Below are 18,565 nucleotides of genomic sequence, written 5' to 3' on the forward strand. Positions count from 1 at the left end.
GTCATCACTTTTGAGTTGCGTGCTCTATTTGTGAGGTCTCGCCCATTTCGGTAATCTCTGAAGTGCAATTCAGAACCTGGACGACGTCCCAAACCAAGATGCTCCGCTTGCTGCTTGGAAACGATAAATCCAGAGCCGTGCAATTTGACGCCCGGCGAGCAAAGCCCCCCGTTTGCTTCCAGCCCTTTGGCTGACGTTACGTCGACGCCAACAGTAAGGTCAGGATTGATGAAGCCAAATTGATATCCAAATTTTATCTCGGGCGCGTCCGTATCGAGGCCGGCTTCATATATTACTTCCTGCAAGATACCTTCGGTCGTGCCCGCAGCTCCCACGGTCATTGCAATCCGAACCGCGGCAGCGTCTGGGGTTGCCTTGGTCCACGGGTGGTCAGCGATCGCCATAGTCAACGAGATTGGCTTTTTCGCTTTCAGGTGTCGCTCCATTACTCGCCGCTGGAACACCTGCGAGATCGAATTAGTTGTCACTAAACCAAAGCGTCGTAGCACCGTCCCCTTGCGTGTTAGCAGATCCGCAGCCCGGTCCCACCAGTACATCACGAAGTCGGCGGACTCATTCATGTGAGAATGTGCCGTCCATAGGGCTTCTGCGTAGGGAACGCGCGCGCGAATATCCTTGCCGCCAATAAAGGGCGGATTTCCGACGATGAACTCCGCCGGCGGCCATTCGGGACGGCGCGGGTTCGGGTAGGTCTCATGGCCGCGCACGATTTTTGGCAGCGGTGCGCCGTCCCAGTCGAGGACGGCATTCTTCACCTTGATATTCTTGAAGGCGCGCAGGATCGGCTCCTCCGGCGGTCCCCCTTTGGTGCGGAAGTGCCATTGCAAATAGCCGATCCACAGCACCAATTCGGCGATTGCCGCGGCACGCGGATTGATTTCGAGGCCGAGGAATTGGTGCGGGTCAACGCTGTGCGAGCCGAGCCCGCGCAAAGCTTCCTGGCCTCCGAGATCGAGGAGCGCCTCCAGCACCTCGCCTTCGAGCCGCTTCATCATTTCAAGTGCGACGTAGAGGAAATTCCCGGTGCCGCAGGCTGGATCGAGCACGCGCGTACAGCAGAGTTGTTCGTGGAATGCCTTCACTTCGGCGGCCGCTCGCTTGAGATCACCACTGCTGCGCAGGGTTTCGGCGGTTGCCTGCACGTTGCGCCAGTCTTCGCGTAGGGGCTCGATCACTGTAGCGATTACCAGCCGTTCGACGTAAGCGCGCGGTGTGTAGTGGGCACCGAGCTTCTTGCGGTCCTGCGGATCGAGCGCCTGCTCGAGAAGTGTGCCGAAAATCGAGGGATCGACGTCGTTCCAGTCGTGATCAGCGGCGCGGCGCAGTTCGCCGATCTCCTCGCGGCCGAGCGGCAGCGCGAAGCGGCGCGTGAAGAATTCGCCGTTGAACTTCTTCACTTGTGTTTTGATGGCGTGCGCCCATTGTCCTGTGTCCATCGCTTCCCAGAGCTGGGTGACGCTGGGAACGAAAGTGTCTGGGCGCAACTCGCAGGCTTCCAGCAGTGTTTTGAAGGATTTCTTCGGCAGCAGCCCGACATCCTCAGCAAACATCGTGAACAGGCAGCGCATCAGAAACATCGCGACGTCTTCGGCGGCGTGGTGCTGCTTCTCCAGTGCCACCGACACTTGGGCGAGCCGCTTGGCGATATCGCGCGTCACTCTTGCGGATTTCTGCGCAGGATCGAGCGAAGTTGGATCGTTCCAGATACGGCGTAGCTGATCGCGGATTTCGTCGCTACGAAGATCCTCGAGATAGATGCGGAAACGCTGGCGATCGGGAAACTGCGTGTAGTTCTTGCCTTGGCCGGAGAAATCCGCATAGACCTCGATGCAATGGCCGACGTCGCAGACCAGGATGAACGGCGGCCAGCCATGCGAAGCGGGTAGGGCGCGCGCATAGTCCTGCGCCTGCAGCTTTGCGTTCAGCATCAACACGTCCCAGGCCCGTTCGGCACCGCGACGGCCGCGCGTGATATCGTTACACTCGGAATCGACGAGATCGTTGCCGACCCTGATCTGATTGCGCTCGCCGGGACGACGGCTTTGCTTGGCCTCAAGGACGAAGCTGTTCTTCTTGTAGAGATCGATTCGTCCTGACGACTCGCCGGCGGGACCGGCTAGCTTCACCACACGCTCGAACACGTAGTCGTTGTGTTCGTGGGTGGCGCCCGCCGGCTGCGGATGCTCGACGCCGATGACGTCGCAGAGTTCGGTCAAAAACAGGCCGTAGTTTGCCCGCTCCTGTCCGCCTTCTCGATTTTGCCAACGCGCAATGAAAGGATCGACGTCGCAATTAGTCACGCAGCACATCACAACAATTGAAGATAGCAATGCGCGGATTGTACAATCCGAGGATCGCAACTCAATTGTCAGAAGGTAGCGAACTCTTGCCGTGCTTGGGCACCGGAGATCAGGCGGGGTGCATCGCTCTGCGTAAATCCGGGAACATAGTACCGCACCTGGGCGTGTCGGTCGCCGTCAGTACCGTCCGCCTTAAGTCTCACCCCCCGAACTGCTCGCTCAATATGCGCTCCTCGAGGCTGTGGCCGGGGTCGAACAGCATGCTCATCGAGATGGTCTTGTCGGACAGCACTTCGACGCGGCGGACGTCGCGGGCTTCGTCGTGGTCGGCGACTGCGGCGACAGGGCGCTTGTCGACTTCGAGGACTTCGATGACGACGTAGGCGTTGTCGGGTAATAGCGCGCCGCGCCAACGGCGGGGGCGGAACGGCGAGATCGGGGTGAGGGCGAGGAGCTGGGCGTTGATCGGCAGGATCGGGCCCTGCGCCGAGAGATTATAAGCGGTCGAGCCGGCCGGCGTCGCCACCATGACGCCGTCGGCGACGAGTTCGCTCATGCGTTCGCGCTCGTCGATGATGATACGCAGCCGTGCTGCCTGATGGGTCTGGCGAAACAGCGAGACCTCGTTGATGGCGTGGTGGATGTGCGCTTCGCCGTAGATATCGGTGGCGCGCATCAGCAAGGGATGGATCACCGTCTCGCGCGCCGCCTTCAGCCGCGTGCGCAGGTCGACGGTGGAGTACTCGTTCATCAGGAAGCCGACCGTGCCGCGATGCATGCCGTAGATCGGCGTCCCGCTGCGCATGTTCTGGTGCAGGGTCTGCAGCATCAGGCCGTCGCCGCCGAGCGCGACGACGACGTCGGCGTCCTGGCTGTCGTGATTGCCGTAGAGTGCGACGAGCTGCGCCAACGCCGCCTGGGCCTCGGTGCTGGTCGAGGCGACGAAGGCAATACGATCGACGTCGCCGCGCGGCTTGCTGCCGCCACGGCCGGCGCTGTTGTCCTGGATGATGCGGTCGCGCCGCGCGGAGGGACTCATCGGGTGCGGCCTTATGGGCGGCTTCGAAAGCTCGAATGAAGCCGGTTTCGACGCGCCCGTCTATACGAGTTGGCCCATGCTTGTCGAGCCGGGCAGGGGCGCAAGCTAACCAAAGGTTCAGGCAGATGAACGGTCGCTGCCATCCGGCTTCAGAACCGGTTCAGCGCCGCCGCGCCACCATGGCTCCATGATCGAAACCGGCCCCAAGCAACTGCCCAAGCAACTGCCGAGCCGACAACTCGTCCGACCGGGTGCGATCGACGCTTAGTCACTCATGCTTAACGGGAGCTCACCATGATCAAGTCTCTGTCCGCCGCGCTGATCGCCGTCTCGATGCTGGCCGCTCCGGCCTTCGCCGCCACCAAGACGGACGCCGCCAAGCCGATGCCGGCCGCGACCGCCGCCGCCAAGACGACCGCCGCCAAGACGTCCGCCGTCAAGACCATCAAGCCGGCCGCGCACGCCAGCAAGCACGCTGCCAAGCATCACGTCCGCAAGCACGTCTCCATGCACGGCAAGCGTCATCACGTCGCCAGTGTCCACGCCAAACGTCATCACCTCGCCAAGCATCAGGCCGGCAAGTCGCGGTTCAACAGCGCCGCCGTTCGCCACACGGTCAAGCCGCGCGGCTGAGGCTTCGCCGCACCGTGCCGGCCCGCGAGGCCGGTACGGTGCCGCGCTGCAATCGGCGGGATTGGATTTGCGGCGGCGAGCGGGTAAGCGTTGCTGATTCCTGCCGCCTGGTCGAGAAGCCGGTTGCCGATGATCCGCCGCATAGTTGTCAGCCGCTTGCTGTTCGCCGCACTGCCTGCCGTGCTGCTCGGCGGCTGCGCGTTCGGCGGTGGCTCCAGTGTCGGCGACGACGGCGCTGGCGACGGTCCGCAGCCATTCCCGACAAATTACCGCAGCGACATTCCCGCTTTCCTGCGCAGCTATCTGAACGACCCCACAGGGCTGCACGCTGCCATGCAGGCCGATCCGATGCCGCGCGAAGTCGCCGGCCGGACGCGCTACTTGTCGTGCGTGCGGTTCACCATGCCGAGCGGCAAGCAGCAGCAGCTCGCCATCGTGCATGTCGGCGGCCGGCCGGATCGGGTCGGCGGGCCGTTTGCCGAGCTCTGCGCAGGCGCGGTCTATGCGCCATTCCCGGAACTCGAAAAATTGTCGCGCTGAACCCGCCTTTTGTGCTCCGTCGCGCGACTAATTCGGACGAGTTCCATTTTGTTGCTCGAAGGTCACAGTCGGAGTCCAAGTGCTGCCGCGGGTTTTCCGCCGAGCAACCAAACTCAGGCCACGATGTTTTCGGAACCATAGGGCAACATCGAGAATGAGGGACACGATGAAAAAGGTTCTGCTTGCTTCAGCCGCTGCGATCGCCGCGATCGCGTTTGCCGGTTCCGCGTCCGCCGCCGATCTCGCGGCGCGACCCTACACCAAGGCGCCGGCCTACACCGCGCCGCAGGTCGTCTACAACTGGACCGGCTTCTACATCGGCGGCCACATCGGCGGCGCCTTCAGTGGCGACAACAGCATCAACGGCAGCGACGGCCGCTTCCTCGGCGGTGTGCAGGGCGGTGCGGACTATCAGTTCGCTCCGAACTGGGTGGTCGGTATCGAGGCGCAGTACAGCTGGCTGCCGTCGGGCAACAATGGCGGCGTCCTTTTCCCCGGCGGTACGCTGGTGACGCAGGACAACCGCGGCCTCGGTTCGGTCACCGGTCGGCTCGGCTACACCTGGGGCCCGACGCTGCTTTACGCCAAGGGCGGTTACGCCTGGCGTGACAGCAACCTCGGCGTGAGCTTCGCCGGTACGCCGCTGGCCTATTCGGTGTCCAACAACAGCAAGGACGGCTACACCGTCGGTGGCGGCCTCGAATACATGTTCGCGCCGAACTGGTCGGGGCAAGATCGAGTATCAGTACTACCACTTCGACAACACCAGCTTCACAGGCCCGGCGCCCATCGCCGGCGCCTCGTTCCGCAACGAGGAGCACACCATCAAGGCCGGCATCAACTACCGCTTCGGCTGGGGTGGGAACACGGCGACGGCCTACTGAGCCGATCGACATTTTTGTGTGGAAAAGGCCGGCCTCGCGCCGGCCTTTTTGCTGTCCGGAACGGCCCCCCGGGCCCCGGAATCGAAGGTTAACGAGACCTTTAACCGGCGAACAACCGGCCAAAAATATCGGTCGGGACTCCGCAGGCAGAATCGCCCGATGGTTCGGCCATGACGATCATCGCCCAGACCCGCCTCGGTGGCGTGCAGCTCGGCCTGACGCTGGCGCTCTGCGCCGCCTGCGCCATCAACTGCGCCGTGCTGTTCGGCCGCTGGCTCTGACGCCGTCCGTCCGCTGTCCCGGTTACGGGGCCAGCCGGCCGATTGACGGCGGTCAAAGCCGGCCGTGCAGCACCTCGCGATAGTCCCGCCCTGCATGATCCGGTCTGCAGAAGCCATTGCGCTCGACGTGCCTTGGCGAACCTTGGCGAACCTTTGGACCGGCAGCAGAGGGCCGTTCAGATGAATCAACCCGATGTCCTGGTGATCGCCGCCGCCGGCCTGTCGACGCTGGTGATCTGGTTCGGCGTGGTGCTCCACGGCAAGATCGCCGCGGCGGTGGCGAGCCATCGCTGAAGGCTTTTTTTGAGAGGGCGGCTGCGGTCTGGGCCAGCCGCGCCCTGGAGCTCCGCCTCCGGCTGTGATTGTTGTCGCCGATCCCGACGGTGCGTTTCACCGCGGCAGCGGCCACATCATGAGCCATATCGACATCACCGTGCTGACGCCCGGCGCGCCGGAGATCGGCATCTGCGCGCGCTGGCGTGCGGAGGCGTTTCCTGTGCTCGGCTCGAGCACCGAAGACGAGCGACGGCGGCTCGAGAGCTTCGTGCAGGATCAAACGCGACAGGTGGCGCTGCTGGCGAAGCTGAACGGCGTGCCGGCCGGCACCTGCCTGCTGGTGCCCTCGGAGATCGCCCCCAATCACAACGTGTCGCCGTGGCTCGCCGGCCTGTTCGTCGCGCCCGAGCATCGCCGTGCCGGCGTCGGCGAGGCCCTGGTGCGCGCCGTCGAGGACGAAGCGAGGCTGCGCGGCTTTACGCGCCTGTTCTTGTACACGCGCGACGCGGCGGCGTTCTATCAGCGCCTGGGCTGGAGCGTCGTCGACACGACAGCATGGGAAGGGGCCGAGACCCGGCTGATGGCGATCGATCTGTGACAGCGCCGCTGGCGCAGTGATGCGATCGTCGTGGTGCCGGCGGAGAGGATCGAACTCCCGACCTTCGGTTTACAAAACCGCTGCACTACCGCTGTGCTACGCCGGCACGTGGCCTGACAGCTAGCAGCGGCGCTGCGCCGCGACAAGGCCTCCGGTGGGCTGCCCCGGGTCGCCATTCGCCCTTCGTCGAGCGGGGCGCGCGGCATCGTTGCGGCGTCCGCAATGACGCAGCCGCCGGTCCTGAAGGACCCATTAGGCTTACCGGAGGTTAGCACCCCCGGCTTAACTCATCGGCCAGCCTTTTCGACTACCGTCGTCCCATGCCGGAGGATTTTTCCATGCCGCGCACCGCGCTGGCGTTGACGCTTGTCATCGTGACTGCCGCGCCGGCCTTGGCCGAGAGCGGCGGCTTCGCCTATGTGCGGCCGGGCCGTCCCGGCGTGCCGATCATCATCAATGGCCGCGACGCCTCTTACGCGGTGGTCGAGGGCGATTGGGGCCTCGAGCGCGGAACCCACGTGCAGCCGACGATCTATGGCGGCCGGCCGGTCGTTTTGCCGCAGGTCGGCCACTACTACCCGATGTCCAAGACCATTCCGGGCTACGGCCGGCTCGAGATCGAGCCGCCGGCGAACCGGCAACTGCCGAAGCCGGCCGAGAGCTTCCATCAATCCTGGGAAGTGCAGTCCAATCCGCCGGCGCCGGCTGCGCCCGCCGTGCCGATGGATCCGCCCCAGGTGATCATCGCGCCGCCGCTCGATCCGGTGGCGCCCGAGCCGCGCGAGCGGTTCGACTATCGGCGGCCGCGCGGTTAGCGGCCGTCATCGAGCCAGGCGTTCAAACAAGAAAACGAGTACCCAGGAGAGAGTGATGCGTCAGTTGATTTCGGGATTGGTGGCGGCTGCGGCCGTGGTGACCGTCAGCGCCGCGCCGGCGATGGCCTGCGGCTTTTCCAGCGGCTGCGGCTCGTGCGGCCCGGTGGTCGTGGCGTCGCCGTGCGGCACGCCGGCCTATGCGCCGATAGAATACGGCTACAGCATGGGCTATGGCGCGGCGGCGTTCGAGCGGCTGCCCGATCCGACGCAGTACTACTACGTCAATCAGGGGCCGGTTTTCAGCGGCCCGGGCAATTTCGCGCCGGTGCCGACCTATTCTACTCGCGCAGTGTCGGGCTGGGGCGGCAGCGCCTATGATTACGGCTATCGCGGGGGCGTCTATGCGGACGCGTTCACGCACCGCTATGCCGGCGCGCCGGCGTGGCGCGGCCCGGCGATCTACCGCTATCGCGGCCACGGCCATTACGGTTGGCGTCACCACGGTCACTACGGCATGCATCGCTATGGCATGCATCGCTACGGGATGCACCGCCACGGCATGGGCCACGGCCACATGATGCGCGCGCATTACGGCATGCCGCCGCGCGGCATGTCGCAGGGCTACGGCCGCCACATGCAGATGCATCGGCCGTACTGATCAGTTCGAAGAAGATCAGCAGCGCCCATCGGCCGTGAGGTTGGCGGGCGTTGTCGTTTCAGCGCAGGCCGAGCCGGCTGGCGCCGATATACAGCGCCAGCACCGCCGCGTTGGAGACGTTGAGGCTCTTGATGGCGCCCGGCATGTCGAGCCGCGCCACGGTGCTGCAGGTCTCGCGGGTGAGCTGGCGCAGCCCTTTGCCCTCGGCGCCGAGCACCAGCGCCAGCGGCTGACGCAGCTCGATATTGGCGAGGTCGTCGCTGCCTTCGCTGTCGAGACCGACGGTGAGGAAGCCGCGCTCGTTGAGCTCGGTCAGGGCGCGGGCGAGGTTCTGGACCAGCACCAGCGGCACCAGCTCCAGGGCGCCCGACGCGGACTTCGCCAGCACGCCGGTGGCCTCCGGGCTGTGCCGCGCAGTCGTCACCACTGCCTCGATCGCGAAGGCCGCCGCCGAGCGCAGAATCGCCCCGACATTGTGCGGGTCGGTGATCTGGTCGAGCACCAGGACGATGCCGCGCTGGGGCAGGGTGTCGATCCGCGGGCTGTCCAGCGGCTCGGCCTCGGCGAGCAGGCCCTGATGCACCGCATCTGGCCCGAGTCGGTGATCAATCTGGCTCGGACGGACGATCTCCGGCGTCACCCGGGTCTCGATATTCTCCTCGGCCAGTCGCCGCGCAGCGTTCTCGGTCAGCCACAGCGCGCGGATCCGCCGGCGCGGATTGGTGAGCGCTGCCGTCACCGTGTGCCAGCCGTAAAGCACGACAGGACCGTCAGAATCTCGTTCGCGCCGGTCGTGCGGGCGGCCGAACGGACGTTTGCCGCCGCCGCCGTGTGCCGGCCTGGAATTGTGCTGCCTGGGACTCATCGGCCGCTTGTCCCATGCCGTCCGGCCCAAGGCAATTTGCCGGATGGCGCCATGCGACCAAGGGTGAGGGAAATTGTCATGGGATTGGTTGACTTCGGGGGGCCGCATCGCCCATAACCGCGCCCTGTTGCAGGCCTGCCGCGTGTGGGTCCGCTTCGGCCGCCGTTCCGGCCCCTCGTATGAGCGAGGCGGGAAGGGCAGCACGGGCGGGGGAGTGTCCCGAGTGGCAAAGGGAGCTGACTGTAAATCAGCCGCCTCATGGCTTCGCAGGTTCGAGTCCTGCCTCCCCCACCAACCTGCCGATCTCCTGAAACTCCGATAGGCGCCTGCCACGTCCGGGCATTGTGCCGGCGTGACGACTCGCTTGTCAGTATGTTGACTGACACTCCCGCTGTTAGTTATCCAAACTGACGGCAATGGATTCTGCCTGGCCATCGTGGCCGAACCGCTTCCAGGAGAAGCTGATGATTCCTACTCAACTCGCCCCGCTTGGGGCGGAGGAGTGGGGTCGTGAGTCCGCCGAAGTCATCTTCCTCTGAAATTCATATCGCGTCCGTCCCCTGCATCCCGGGGAGCGCGTCATGATGTCTCCCGTCGGGTTCTTCGGGCTTCGGCTGCAGCAGGTCCGCGGTCTCGGCAAGTGGGTCCTGATCGTCGTCCCGATGGCGGCGGTCGTCGGTTCACTGTGCGCGCTGTTTCTGTGGGCTCTGGATCGGGCCACACTGGCGCGGTTCATGGCGCCTAATTTGATCTTCCTGATGCCGGTGGCGGGCGCGCTGATGGTCGTCGCCTATCAGCGCTACGGCCGGACCGCGGAAGGCGGCAACAACCTCATCGTCGAGCAGATCCACCAGCCCGGCGGCGGCGTGCCGCTGCGGATGGCGCCGTTCATTCTGGTGACGACGGTCTTGACGCATCTGGTCGGCGGGTCGGCCGGCCGCGAAGGCACGGCCGTCCAGCTTGGCGGCAGCATCGCCAGCGGCTTCGCCAAGGTGTTCAAGCTGGCGCCCGCCGACGTCCGCATTCTGCTGATGGCCGGCATCGCCGCCGGCTTCGGCGCGGTGTTCGGGACGCCGATCGCCGGAGCGGTGTTCGCCCTCGAAGTCCTCACCATCGGCCGCATGCAATACGAGGCGCTGCTCCCGTGCCTGATGGCCGCGATCGCGGCCGATTGGAGCTGCCACGCCTTCGGCATCGAGCACACCCACTACGCGATCGCTTACCTCGCGAATGCAGGAGAGACGACGGGCTTTCATCTGAATGCCGCCGTGCTGGCGAAGGTGGTGGTCGCATCGGTGCTGTTCGGTGTCGCTGCGCGGATATTCAGTGAGTTGTCCCACGTCGTGACGGCGGCTTTCAAAGCGATGTCGCCGGTGTCGTGGCTGCGACCGGTGATCGCCAGCGCCATCGTCCTCGGCCTGGTCTACGCGCTTGGTACGCGCGAATATCTCGGTCTCGGCGTGTGGTCTCCCAGCCCGAGCGATGCCACGATTCAGGGCTTCTTCCGCGCCGGCGTCGTCGATCATTGGAGCTGGCTGTGGAAGACGATCTTCACGGTCGTCACTTTGAGCGGCGGCTTCAAGGGTGGTGAGGTCACGCCGCTGTTCTTCATCGGCGCAGCGCTCGGCAACGCGATCGCGTCTGTGCTCGGTGCGCCGTCGGATCTGTTCGCCGGATTGGGCTTCGTCGCCGTGTTCGCCGGCGCGACCAACACGCCGCTCGCCTGCATGATCATGGGCATCGAGCTGTTCGGCGCCGAGCACGCCGTCTACATCGCCGTGGCCTGTTTCATCGCCTATCTCTGCAGCGGCCATTCGAGCATCTACATGGCGCAGCGGATCGGCACGCCGAAGACGGCGGGGGGAAACATCCCGCCCGATCTCACCTTGAAGGAGCTGCGCGCGCTCAATGCGCAGGCGTTCGGCGATTTCGTCGGCCGCATCCAGCACCGGGCATTCGACGTCTCAATCACAGCACGGAAGGCCGCAGAGATGGCATCGCATACGCTAGCCCAGAAAGAGATCGGGATGATCCGCATCTACATGAAGCCCCGCGACAAGGCGGCGGCGTCGGGCAAGAAGTTCTTCGGCGGAGCACGGCCGCTGTATCGCGAGATCGTCATACAGGCGAAGACCGCCGGCATTTTGAACGCGACGGCGCATCACACCCATTTCGGCTACAGCAACAACGGCAAGCTTCAGGACGACGGCGCCGAGATCGTCAATCCGGATCTGACGATGTGCGTCGAACTGATCGCGCAGCGTGAAGAGCTCGAACAGTTTTGCCGGACGCACGGCGACCTGCTGAAGACCAAGGTGATCGTCTACAAGCACCTCGAACACTGGCATCTTTCCGAAGGTGAGGTGCAGGCGTCGGAAGTGCTGAAGCCGACCGGCACGTGAGGCCGAGCGCAAGGACGCGACATCCAGGAGCGCGATTGTGGCCATTTGCCCTGTGCGACACGCGCTGGAGCCGCACCAGCGCGCGCATCAGCCAGACGCTGCTCTTGACCGCCCGGCCACCGGGCAGGGGGGCGGGCTCCCCCGCCTGAAATGCTGTGGTGGCCCGCAGCCGGCGTGCCGTGCAGCCCGTCTTTTGTGCTCGAGGCTTGGCGATGGTTCCGGGCTGAACTACCAAGGAGCATGAGCTCCGATCCTCTTTCGCACGTCGTCGATCAATTCAAGTCCGAGCCGTCTCGCACCGGCTCGCTGATCGTCACCTTTTATGGCGACACCATCCTGCCGCGAGGCGGTTCGGTGTGGTTGGGCACGATCCTGAATTTCCTCGAGTTGATCGACGTCGACGGCGGTGTCGTCCGCACAGCGGTGTCCCGGTTGGCCGCGGACGGCTGGCTGGAGCGGAAAAAGATCGGCCGCAAGAGCTTTTATCGGCTCGCCGCCGCCGGTCGTGATCGGTTCGAGCTCGGCCTCACTCACGTCTATCGCGCGAGCGTCGCGGAGTGGACCGGACGCCTCGCGCTCCTCCTAATCGAGAACGGTGCCGATCGGGACTCATCCCGGGCCGCTTTGTCCGAAGCCGGGTTTGGCACGCCCATGCCGGGCGTCTGGATTGCACCGCTCGGTGCAAACCTTCCGTCCGGGCTCAAGGGCGTCATTCGGCTCGAAGCTTCGGCGGAAGACGAGGCCGGCCGGCAATTGATCGAAGCCGCGTGGCCGTTAGCTGCGATAGCTAGCTCCTACCGCGACTTCATGAGCGCATTTGCGCCGCTGACCGCCTGGAGCCGTGCGCCCGACTGTCTGGAACCACAGGATGCAATCGTCGCGCGCGTTCTGCTGATCCATCAATATCGACGTGTCCTGCTGCGCGACCCGGTGCTGCCTGCGGAGCTCTTGCCGTCGGATTGGCCGGGAGCCGAGGCTAGGCGTCTGTGTGCGACCATCTATCGACGGCTATTGCCTGCCTCCGAGCGCTGGCTCGATGAATTCGGTGAAAGCGCCGCAGGCAAGCTGCCCCGCGCCGGGAAGGAACTCGCCCAGAGGTTCGCCGGCGCCGTATAATGTGTTACAGAAAATCGTTGCTTCTGCGAATTTGTGTCATATAATATCACAAAACAGCGGGAGGATCCGGCGATGTACACGCAAGCCCTGAATGCGGCGCACGTCGATGAACGTCACGTCGAAGACGCCGCTCGCATGGAGCGCTTCGAAGAGCGCGTCGCCGCCGAGGAACGCATCGAGCCCAACGACTGGATGCCGGAAGCGTATCGCCGGACGCTGACGCGGCAGATCTCCCAGCACGCTCATTCCGAAATCGTCGGCATGCTGCCCGAAGGCAACTGGATCACCCGTGCGCCGACCCTGCGCCGCAAGGCGGCGCTGCTGGCCAAAGTTCAGGACGAATGCGGTCACGGCCTCTATCTCTATGCCGCCGCCGAGACGCTCGGCACCTCGCGCGAAGAGCTGATCGACCAGATGCTCAGCGGCAAGGCCAAGTACTCGTCCATCTTCAACTATCCGACGCTGACCTGGGCCGATATCGGCGCGATCGGCTGGCTGGTCGATGGCGCCGCCATCATGAACCAGATCCCGCTGTGCCGTTGCTCCTATGGTCCCTACGCGCGGGCGATGATCCGCGTCTGCAAGGAAGAGTCGTTCCACCAGCGCCAGGGCTACGAGATCATGGTCGCGCTGGCGCAGGGCAGTGCGGAGCAAAAGGCGATGGCGCAGAACGCGCTCGATCGCTGGTGGTGGCCGTGCCTGATGATGTTCGGCCCGCCCGACAGCGTGAGTCAGCACAGCGATCAGTCCACCCGCTGGAAGATCAAGCGGTTCTCCAACGACGAACTCCGCCAGAAATTCGTCGATGCCACCGTGCCGCAAGCACAGTATCTCGGCCTGACGCTGCCTGATCCGGACCTGACCTGGAACGGGGCGACGGGCCATTGGGACTACGGCACGATCGACTGGACAGAATTCCAGCAGGTGCTGGCCGGCAATGGCCCGTGCAATCGCGACCGCATGGCCGCGCGCCGCAAGGCGCACGAAGACGGCGCCTGGGTGCGCGAAGCCGCGGAAGCCTATGCCGAGAAGCAGCGCGCCCGCCGCGCCGCTCTCGCTGCTTGAGCCGGACAGGGAGCTGATCATGAGCACGCCGAACAGCCAGCTTTGGGAAGTCTTCATCCGCAGCCGCAACGGCCTGGCGCACAAGCACGTCGGATCGGTGCACGCCGCCGACGCCACGCTGGCGATGCAGGCCGCGCGCGACATCTACACCCGCCGCGGCGAGGGACTGTCGATCTGGATCGTCCCGTCCAACTCCATCGTCGCGTCCGATCCGGCCGACAAGGACATGATGTTCGAGCCGTCGCTGTCGAAGCCCTATCGGCACCCGACCTTCTACGAAGTGCCTGACGAAGTCGGGCACATGTAAGCGGACGCCGCGTCTTCCGACTTCGTATCAACGGCCGCATCAGGCCGCACAGGATCATCGCAATGGCCGTCGCTTCCATTTCCGTGAAGGAAACTCCGCTCGTCCTGTATGCGCTGCGGCGCGCGGACGATGCCTTGATCCTCGGCCATCGCCTGTCCGAGTGGTGCGGTCATGCGCCGATGCTCGAAGAGGACATGGCGCTCGCCAACATGGCGCTCGATCTGATCGGTCAGTCACGCGAGCTCTACAGCTATGCGGGCAAGGTCGAAGATGCAGGCAACGACGAGGATCGCCTCGCTTATCTGCGCGACGTCCGTCAGTATCGCAATGTCCTGCTGGTCGAGCAGCCGAACGGCGACTTCGCCCACACCATCATTCGCCAGTTTCTGTATTCGGCTTTTGCCGATCTGTATTGGCGCGAGATGATGTCCTCGTCGGATGCGACCTTGGCGGCGATCGCGGCGAAGTCCGAGAAGGAAACCGCCTATCACCTGAGGCATTCGTCCGAATGGGTGATCCGCCTCGGCGACGGCACGGACGAAAGCAATCGCCGCGCCCAGGACGCGCTCGAGGATCTCTGGGCCTTCACCGGCGAGCTGTTCCACGTCGATGATGCCGAGCGGAGCCTGATCGCCGAAGGCGTAGTGATCGATCCCGAGCGCCTGCGTTCGGCGTGGACCGCCACGATCAACGACGTGGTGCAGACGGCGACGCTGATGGTTCCGGCGCGAGACTGGATGCAGAAGGGCGGGCGCTCGGGCAATCACAGCGAACATCTCGGCCACCTCTTGAGCGAGCTGCAATCGCTGCAGCGCTCGTTCCCCGGCGCGACATGGTAATCGCCGCCGACCAGGACCGCGATCTTCGCGCAGCCGCCTGGACGGCCGCGGCCCAGGTGGTGGATCCGGAAATTCCGGTGCTGACCATCGCGGACCTGGGTGTGCTGCGGAAGATCGCGGTGGTGGACGGCCGGGTCGAGGTCACCATCACGCCGACCTACTCGGGCTGTCCGGCGATGAACATGATCGCGCTGGAGATCGAGCTCGCTTTGGCCCGCGAGGGCATCGCCAAGCCTGTGATCACCACCGTGCTGTCGCCGGCCTGGACCACAGACTGGATGAGCGACGAGGGTCGCCGCAAGCTGAAGGACTACGGCATCGCGCCGCCGCAGCCGGGCGGCGGTCGCCGTGCGCTGTTCGGCGAGCAGCAGGTCGCCTGTCCGCAATGCGGTTCGACGGACACCGAGGTGCTGTCCGAATTCGGCTCGACCTCGTGCAAGGCGCTGTGGCGCTGCAAGAGCTGCCGCGAGCCGTTCGATTACTTCAAATGTCATTAGGAAACGCCGCAATGTCTCCTACGCCGAAATTCCATCGTCTTGCCATTGGCGACCTGCGCCGGGAAACCTCCGATGCGGTCTCGATGACGTTCGCGATTCCACCCGATCTCGCTGGCGACTACGCTTTCGCGCCCGGGCAATATCTGACGCTGCGCACCATGATGGACGGCGAGGAAGTCCGCCGCTCCTATTCGATCTGTTCGGGACCTGACGACCGCGAATTGCGGATCGCCGTGAAGAAGGTCGACGGCGGCGCGTTTTCGAGCTGGGCGCTGGATAATCTCAAGGCGGGCGACGAAATCGACGTGATGACGCCGACCGGCCGGTTCGGCATCGCGCATGCGCCGGACGACGCGCGCATCCATGTTGGCTTCGCGGCGGGATCTGGCATCACGCCGATCATGTCGATCATTCGCGGCGTGCTGGCGCGCGAGCCGAAGAGCCGCTTCTTCCTGTTCTACGGCAACCGCACCACCGCCGGCATGCTGTTTCGTCAGCAACTGGAGGAACTGAAGGACCGCTTCATCGGGCGGCTGTCGGTGTTCCATGTGCTGTCGCAGGAAGAGCAGGACCTGCCGATCCTCAACGGTCGTCTCGATCGCGACAAGGTTGCGATCCTGCTGCGCGCCATGGTGCCGGCGCGGGCGATCGACCACGTCTTCATCTGCGGACCGACGGCTATGAGCGAGGAGATCGCGGCGACTTGTGGCGAACTCGGCATTGCGGATGAGCGCATCCATGTCGAACGCTTCGTCTCGGGCCTGGGTGGCAAGCCGCGGCCGAAGGCGATCGTGCTGCCAGAGGCGCCGCCGAAGGCGCTGGCATCGCTGATCGTCGACGGCAAGCGCAAGGACGTGCCGATGGCGGAGGGCGAAACGGTGCTCGATGCGGCGCTACGCGCCGGCATGGATCTGCCCTACGCCTGCAAGGGCGGCATGTGCAGCACTTGCCGCGCCAAGGTGGTCGAAGGCAAGGCCGAGATGGACGTGAACTACTCGCTCGAGCCGTGGGAACTACAGGCCGGCTTCGTGCTGACCTGCCAGGCCCATCCGGTGTCGGAGCGGATCGTCATCGACTACGATCAGGTGTAGTTCTTCCGCATTCTGATGCAATCACCGCCGTCATCCTGAGGTGCCCGCCGGGCCGCGCAAAGCGCGGCGCGGAGGGCCTCGAAGGATGAGCTGCGAGTCGTAGCCGCATCCTTCGAGGCACGCTGCGCGCGCACCTCAGGATGACGACTCACTACGGAAGGCGCTGCTTACTTGCTCTCTCGCATCAGCGCGTAGGCGGTCTGGGCGACGGCGACCGGCTTGGTGTCGTTTACCGGGCGGATTTCGACGCTGCCGAACGCCATGGTGCGGCCCATGCGCAGCACGCGGGCTTCGGCCAGAAGGTCGGTCTGGCTCGCCGGCTTGAGGAAGTGGATGGTCTGGTCGACGGTGGTCATCGGCAGGTAGCCACCGGCCGCGGCCGAAAACGCGAACACCATCGCGGTGTCGGCCAGCGACATCAGCGCCTGGCCGCAGACCACGCCGTTGTCGCGGCACAGCTTCTCCGAAAACTTCATGCGGAGCACCGCGCCATTGCTATCGACGCGCTCGATGGTGAGGTCGAGATCCTGCACCCATTTGGCGAAGGCGGTTTGCAGCAGAGTCGTGGCGGCAGCCTGATCGAATGTCGTCATGCGTCTCGTCCTGTTGTGACAACTACCCGAGCGTGACGGGCAGGGCGGTGAAGCCGCGAAACCGGGCGCGGCGGGCACGCTGGGGTCGGCCGGCCGCTTTGAAATTCGGGAAGCGTGCGATGAAACGGCCGATGGCGATGCGGCCTTCCATGCGCGCCAGATTGAGGCCGGCACAGACATGGGCGCCTGAGGCGAAAGCGAGATGCCGGTTCGGCGTGCGGGCGATATCCAACTCGTCGGCCGCAGGAAATTGCGCGGGATCGCGATTAGCGGCGCCGATGCACAATGTGACCAGCGAGCCCTTGGGCAGGGCAACGCCGCCGATCTCGCTGTCGATCGCCACGCCGCGATTGCCGAGCTGATTGGAGCTTTCGAAACGCAGGAATTCTTCGATGGCGGTGCGGATGAGATTTGGATCGTCGATCAGTCGCTGCTTCTGATCGGGAAAGCGCAGTAGCAATTCGAGGCCGTTGCCGATCAAATTGGTGGTGGTCTCGTGGCCGGCATTGAGGATGAAGATGCAGTTCTGCAGCAGCTCGGTCTCGCTGAGCTTCTCGCCGTCGGCAGTCTCGCCGACGATCAGCCGCGTCAGCACGTCGCGCTCGGCATCGCCGGGCCGGACGCGGCGATCGGCGACGAGACGACGCAGGTAGTCGAGAAACTCGGCGACGGCGCGCTCGCCGCGTTCCTGCGCCTCCGGCGACAGTTTCGGCTCCAGCGCGCCCAGAATGGCGAGCGACCAGCCGCGCAGCGGTCCGCGCTCGTCATGGGGCACGCCGAGCAGATTGCCGATCACTTCGATCGGAATGGCCGATGCGAAATCCTCGATCAGGTCGACCGAGCCGCGGGCTTCCATGGCGTCGAGCAGGCCATCGACCAGCGTGATCAGGCGCGGCTCGGTCTCGGCAATGGCGCGCGGATTGAGCGCGCCGGCGATCAGGTTGCGGACGCGGGTGTGGAGCGGCGGATCGTTGAACACGAGGCTCGTCGTGTGATGTTCGAACAGCAGCGAGCCGGTGCCGTATTTGGGCGCGAACTCGATCTTTTTGTCGGAGGTGAAGCGCGTCGTATCCTTGTAGATCGCCTCCAGGTCGCTGTGACGCGTCAGGAACAGCGATCCGTCGGGCATGCGATGGACCGGGTCGAGAGTCTGCAGCGCCCGATAGGTCGGATAGGGGTCGTCGTAGAATGCATCGGGCAGCGCCTGCAGCGAGAAATCGCGTAGCAGAGCGTGGTCACCGTCAGCGGAGGGTTTGTCGATGGAAACGGTCATGCAGGCATCTCCGCTGACGATGATCTGGCGGAATACGAACTGAAAGCTTTGCTGATCTGCACCAGCGTCAAGCGATCAGCCACGCACGGCATTCATGGTCAGCAACTCGTAGGTCGCGGCGGTTTCGCCGGTGGCCGTGGTAATCTCGACGTCCCAGCGCACTTCGCCATATTGCTTGTTGCGCGGCGACTTCTCCTTGGCGGTGAGGCGGACCTTGATGGCTTCGCCGGGCTGCACGGGTTTGACGAAGCGCAGCGAGTCGAGGCCGTAATTGGCGAGCACCGGGCCCGGATCGGGATCGACGAACAGGCCGGCCGCGAAGGACAGCAGCAGATAGCCATGGGCGACGCGGCCGGGGAAGAACGGATGTCCCCTGGTCGCTTCTTCGTCCATGTGGGCATAGAACGTATCGCCGGTGAAATGCGCGAAGTGCTCGATGTCCTCGAGTGTGATGGTGCGCTCTTCGAGACAA

At 64.7% G+C, this 18,565-nt stretch carries 19 protein-coding genes, 2 tRNA genes, 1 pseudogene and 1 riboswitch; of the genes and pseudogenes, 15 read left to right on the top strand and 7 right to left on the bottom strand.

Going from position 1 to position 18,565, the window contains the following annotated elements; all coding sequences use genetic code 11:
- Both I5M_RS12810 and I5M_RS12815 read right to left on the bottom strand, forming a co-directional pair.
- Positions 1–2,321 (bottom strand): class I SAM-dependent DNA methyltransferase (locus I5M_RS12810; RefSeq protein WP_376738678.1); only part of this gene is annotated, 2,321 nt, incomplete at its 3' end.
- Positions 2,322–2,520: 199 nt separating this feature from the next.
- The gene (locus I5M_RS12815) at positions 2,521–3,360 is read right to left on the bottom strand and encodes an NAD kinase (protein WP_022721768.1); all 840 of its coding nucleotides are present in this window, start codon (positions 3,358–3,360) and stop codon (positions 2,521–2,523) included.
- A gap of 294 nt (positions 3,361–3,654) precedes the next feature.
- Here I5M_RS12815 and I5M_RS12820 point away from each other — a divergent pair, with 294 nt between their 5' ends.
- The 5 genes and pseudogenes from I5M_RS12820 to I5M_RS30915 all read left to right on the top strand — a co-directional run bounded on the left by I5M_RS12820 (position 3,655) and on the right by I5M_RS30915 (position 6,572).
- Positions 3,655–3,993, top strand: a complete 339-nt coding sequence (locus tag I5M_RS12820; protein WP_031336223.1) for a hypothetical protein — start codon at positions 3,655–3,657, stop codon at positions 3,991–3,993.
- A 129-nt stretch (positions 3,994–4,122) separates the two neighbouring features.
- Positions 4,123–4,533 (top strand): hypothetical protein, encoded by a 411-nt coding sequence (locus tag I5M_RS12825; protein WP_022721769.1) that lies wholly within the window; start codon positions 4,123–4,125, stop codon positions 4,531–4,533.
- Positions 4,534–4,699: 166 nt separating this feature from the next.
- A pseudogene (locus I5M_RS29675) lies at positions 4,700–5,417 on the top strand (outer membrane protein).
- A 461-nt stretch (positions 5,418–5,878) separates the two neighbouring features.
- Complete coding sequence (locus I5M_RS12840; RefSeq protein ID WP_022721771.1) at positions 5,879–5,992, top strand: hypothetical protein; 114 nt, start codon at positions 5,879–5,881, stop codon at positions 5,990–5,992.
- 64 nt (positions 5,993–6,056) lie between these two features.
- Positions 6,057–6,572 (top strand): GNAT family N-acetyltransferase, encoded by a 516-nt coding sequence (locus I5M_RS30915; RefSeq protein ID WP_022721772.1) that lies wholly within the window; start codon positions 6,057–6,059, stop codon positions 6,570–6,572.
- A gap of 31 nt (positions 6,573–6,603) precedes the next feature.
- Here I5M_RS30915 and I5M_RS12850 read toward each other — a convergent pair.
- Positions 6,604–6,678: transfer RNA gene (locus tag I5M_RS12850), tRNA-Thr, on the bottom strand.
- Positions 6,679–6,910: 232 nt separating this feature from the next.
- Here I5M_RS12850 and I5M_RS12855 point away from each other — a divergent pair.
- Entirely contained in the window at positions 6,911–7,387 is a 477-nt protein-coding gene (locus tag I5M_RS12855; protein WP_244431995.1) for a hypothetical protein, read from the top strand.
- Between the two features lie 55 nt (positions 7,388–7,442).
- Positions 7,443–8,045: a hypothetical protein gene (locus tag I5M_RS12860; RefSeq protein ID WP_031336225.1), complete on the top strand. Its 603-nt coding sequence runs from the start codon at positions 7,443–7,445 to the stop codon at positions 8,043–8,045.
- Positions 8,046–8,103: 58 nt separating this feature from the next.
- Here I5M_RS12860 and rlmB read toward each other — a convergent pair whose 3' ends face one another.
- Positions 8,104–8,910 carry a 23S rRNA (guanosine(2251)-2'-O)-methyltransferase RlmB gene (gene rlmB / locus I5M_RS12865; protein ID WP_022721774.1) on the bottom strand — a complete coding sequence of 269 codons (807 nt, stop codon included), beginning with the start codon at positions 8,908–8,910 and terminating at the stop codon, positions 8,104–8,106.
- A 208-nt stretch (positions 8,911–9,118) separates the two neighbouring features.
- On the opposite strand from rlmB, the gene I5M_RS12870 reads away from it, so the two are divergent.
- The 8 genes from I5M_RS12870 to paaE all read left to right on the top strand — a co-directional run bounded on the left by I5M_RS12870 (position 9,119) and on the right by paaE (position 16,227).
- A tRNA-Tyr gene (locus tag I5M_RS12870) sits at positions 9,119–9,204 on the top strand.
- 109 nt (positions 9,205–9,313) lie between these two features.
- Positions 9,314–9,391: riboswitch (Fluoride riboswitch) on the top strand.
- 100 nt (positions 9,392–9,491) lie between these two features.
- Positions 9,492–11,312 carry a DUF190 domain-containing protein gene (locus tag I5M_RS29685; protein ID WP_022721776.1) on the top strand — a complete coding sequence of 607 codons (1,821 nt, stop codon included), beginning with the start codon at positions 9,492–9,494 and terminating at the stop codon, positions 11,310–11,312.
- Positions 11,313–11,552: 240 nt separating this feature from the next.
- The gene (gene paaX / locus I5M_RS12885; protein WP_022721777.1) at positions 11,553–12,428 is read left to right on the top strand and encodes a phenylacetic acid degradation operon negative regulatory protein PaaX; all 876 of its coding nucleotides are present in this window, start codon (positions 11,553–11,555) and stop codon (positions 12,426–12,428) included.
- Between the two features lie 72 nt (positions 12,429–12,500).
- Positions 12,501–13,493, top strand: a complete 993-nt coding sequence (gene paaA / locus I5M_RS12890; RefSeq protein ID WP_022721778.1) for a 1,2-phenylacetyl-CoA epoxidase subunit PaaA — start codon at positions 12,501–12,503, stop codon at positions 13,491–13,493.
- Positions 13,494–13,512: 19 nt separating this feature from the next.
- Positions 13,513–13,800 carry a 1,2-phenylacetyl-CoA epoxidase subunit PaaB gene (gene paaB / locus I5M_RS12895; protein WP_031336228.1) on the top strand — a complete coding sequence of 96 codons (288 nt, stop codon included), beginning with the start codon at positions 13,513–13,515 and terminating at the stop codon, positions 13,798–13,800.
- A gap of 62 nt (positions 13,801–13,862) precedes the next feature.
- Positions 13,863–14,639, top strand: coding sequence for a 1,2-phenylacetyl-CoA epoxidase subunit PaaC (gene paaC, locus I5M_RS12900; RefSeq protein WP_022721780.1), 777 nt, complete (start codon positions 13,863–13,865; stop codon positions 14,637–14,639).
- A complete protein-coding gene (gene paaD, locus I5M_RS12905) occupies positions 14,633–15,136 on the top strand; it encodes a 1,2-phenylacetyl-CoA epoxidase subunit PaaD (protein WP_022721781.1) in 504 nt (167 codons plus the stop codon). Before paaC ends, paaD begins: the two co-directional genes overlap by 7 nt.
- 11 nt (positions 15,137–15,147) lie before the next feature.
- Positions 15,148–16,227: a 1,2-phenylacetyl-CoA epoxidase subunit PaaE gene (paaE, locus tag I5M_RS12910; RefSeq protein WP_022721782.1), complete on the top strand. Its 1,080-nt coding sequence runs from the start codon at positions 15,148–15,150 to the stop codon at positions 16,225–16,227.
- Between the two features lie 167 nt (positions 16,228–16,394).
- Here the strand turns inward: paaE and I5M_RS12915 are convergent, their stop codons facing one another.
- From I5M_RS12915 to I5M_RS12925, 3 genes are all read right to left on the bottom strand, one after another.
- On the bottom strand, positions 16,395–16,820 hold the full coding sequence (locus tag I5M_RS12915) for a PaaI family thioesterase (protein ID WP_022721783.1): 426 nt from the start codon (positions 16,818–16,820) through the stop codon (positions 16,395–16,397).
- Positions 16,821–16,842: 22 nt separating this feature from the next.
- Complete coding sequence (locus tag I5M_RS12920; RefSeq protein WP_022721784.1) at positions 16,843–18,093, bottom strand: cytochrome P450; 1,251 nt, start codon at positions 18,091–18,093, stop codon at positions 16,843–16,845.
- 75 nt (positions 18,094–18,168) lie between these two features.
- Positions 18,169–18,565: MaoC/PaaZ C-terminal domain-containing protein (locus I5M_RS12925; RefSeq protein WP_031336231.1), on the bottom strand; the 397-nt coding region annotated here is incomplete at its 5' end.

The organism is Rhodopseudomonas sp. B29 (assembly GCF_000333455.1).
In the GTDB taxonomy this organism is placed as follows: Bacteria; Pseudomonadota; Alphaproteobacteria; order Rhizobiales; family Xanthobacteraceae; genus Rhodopseudomonas.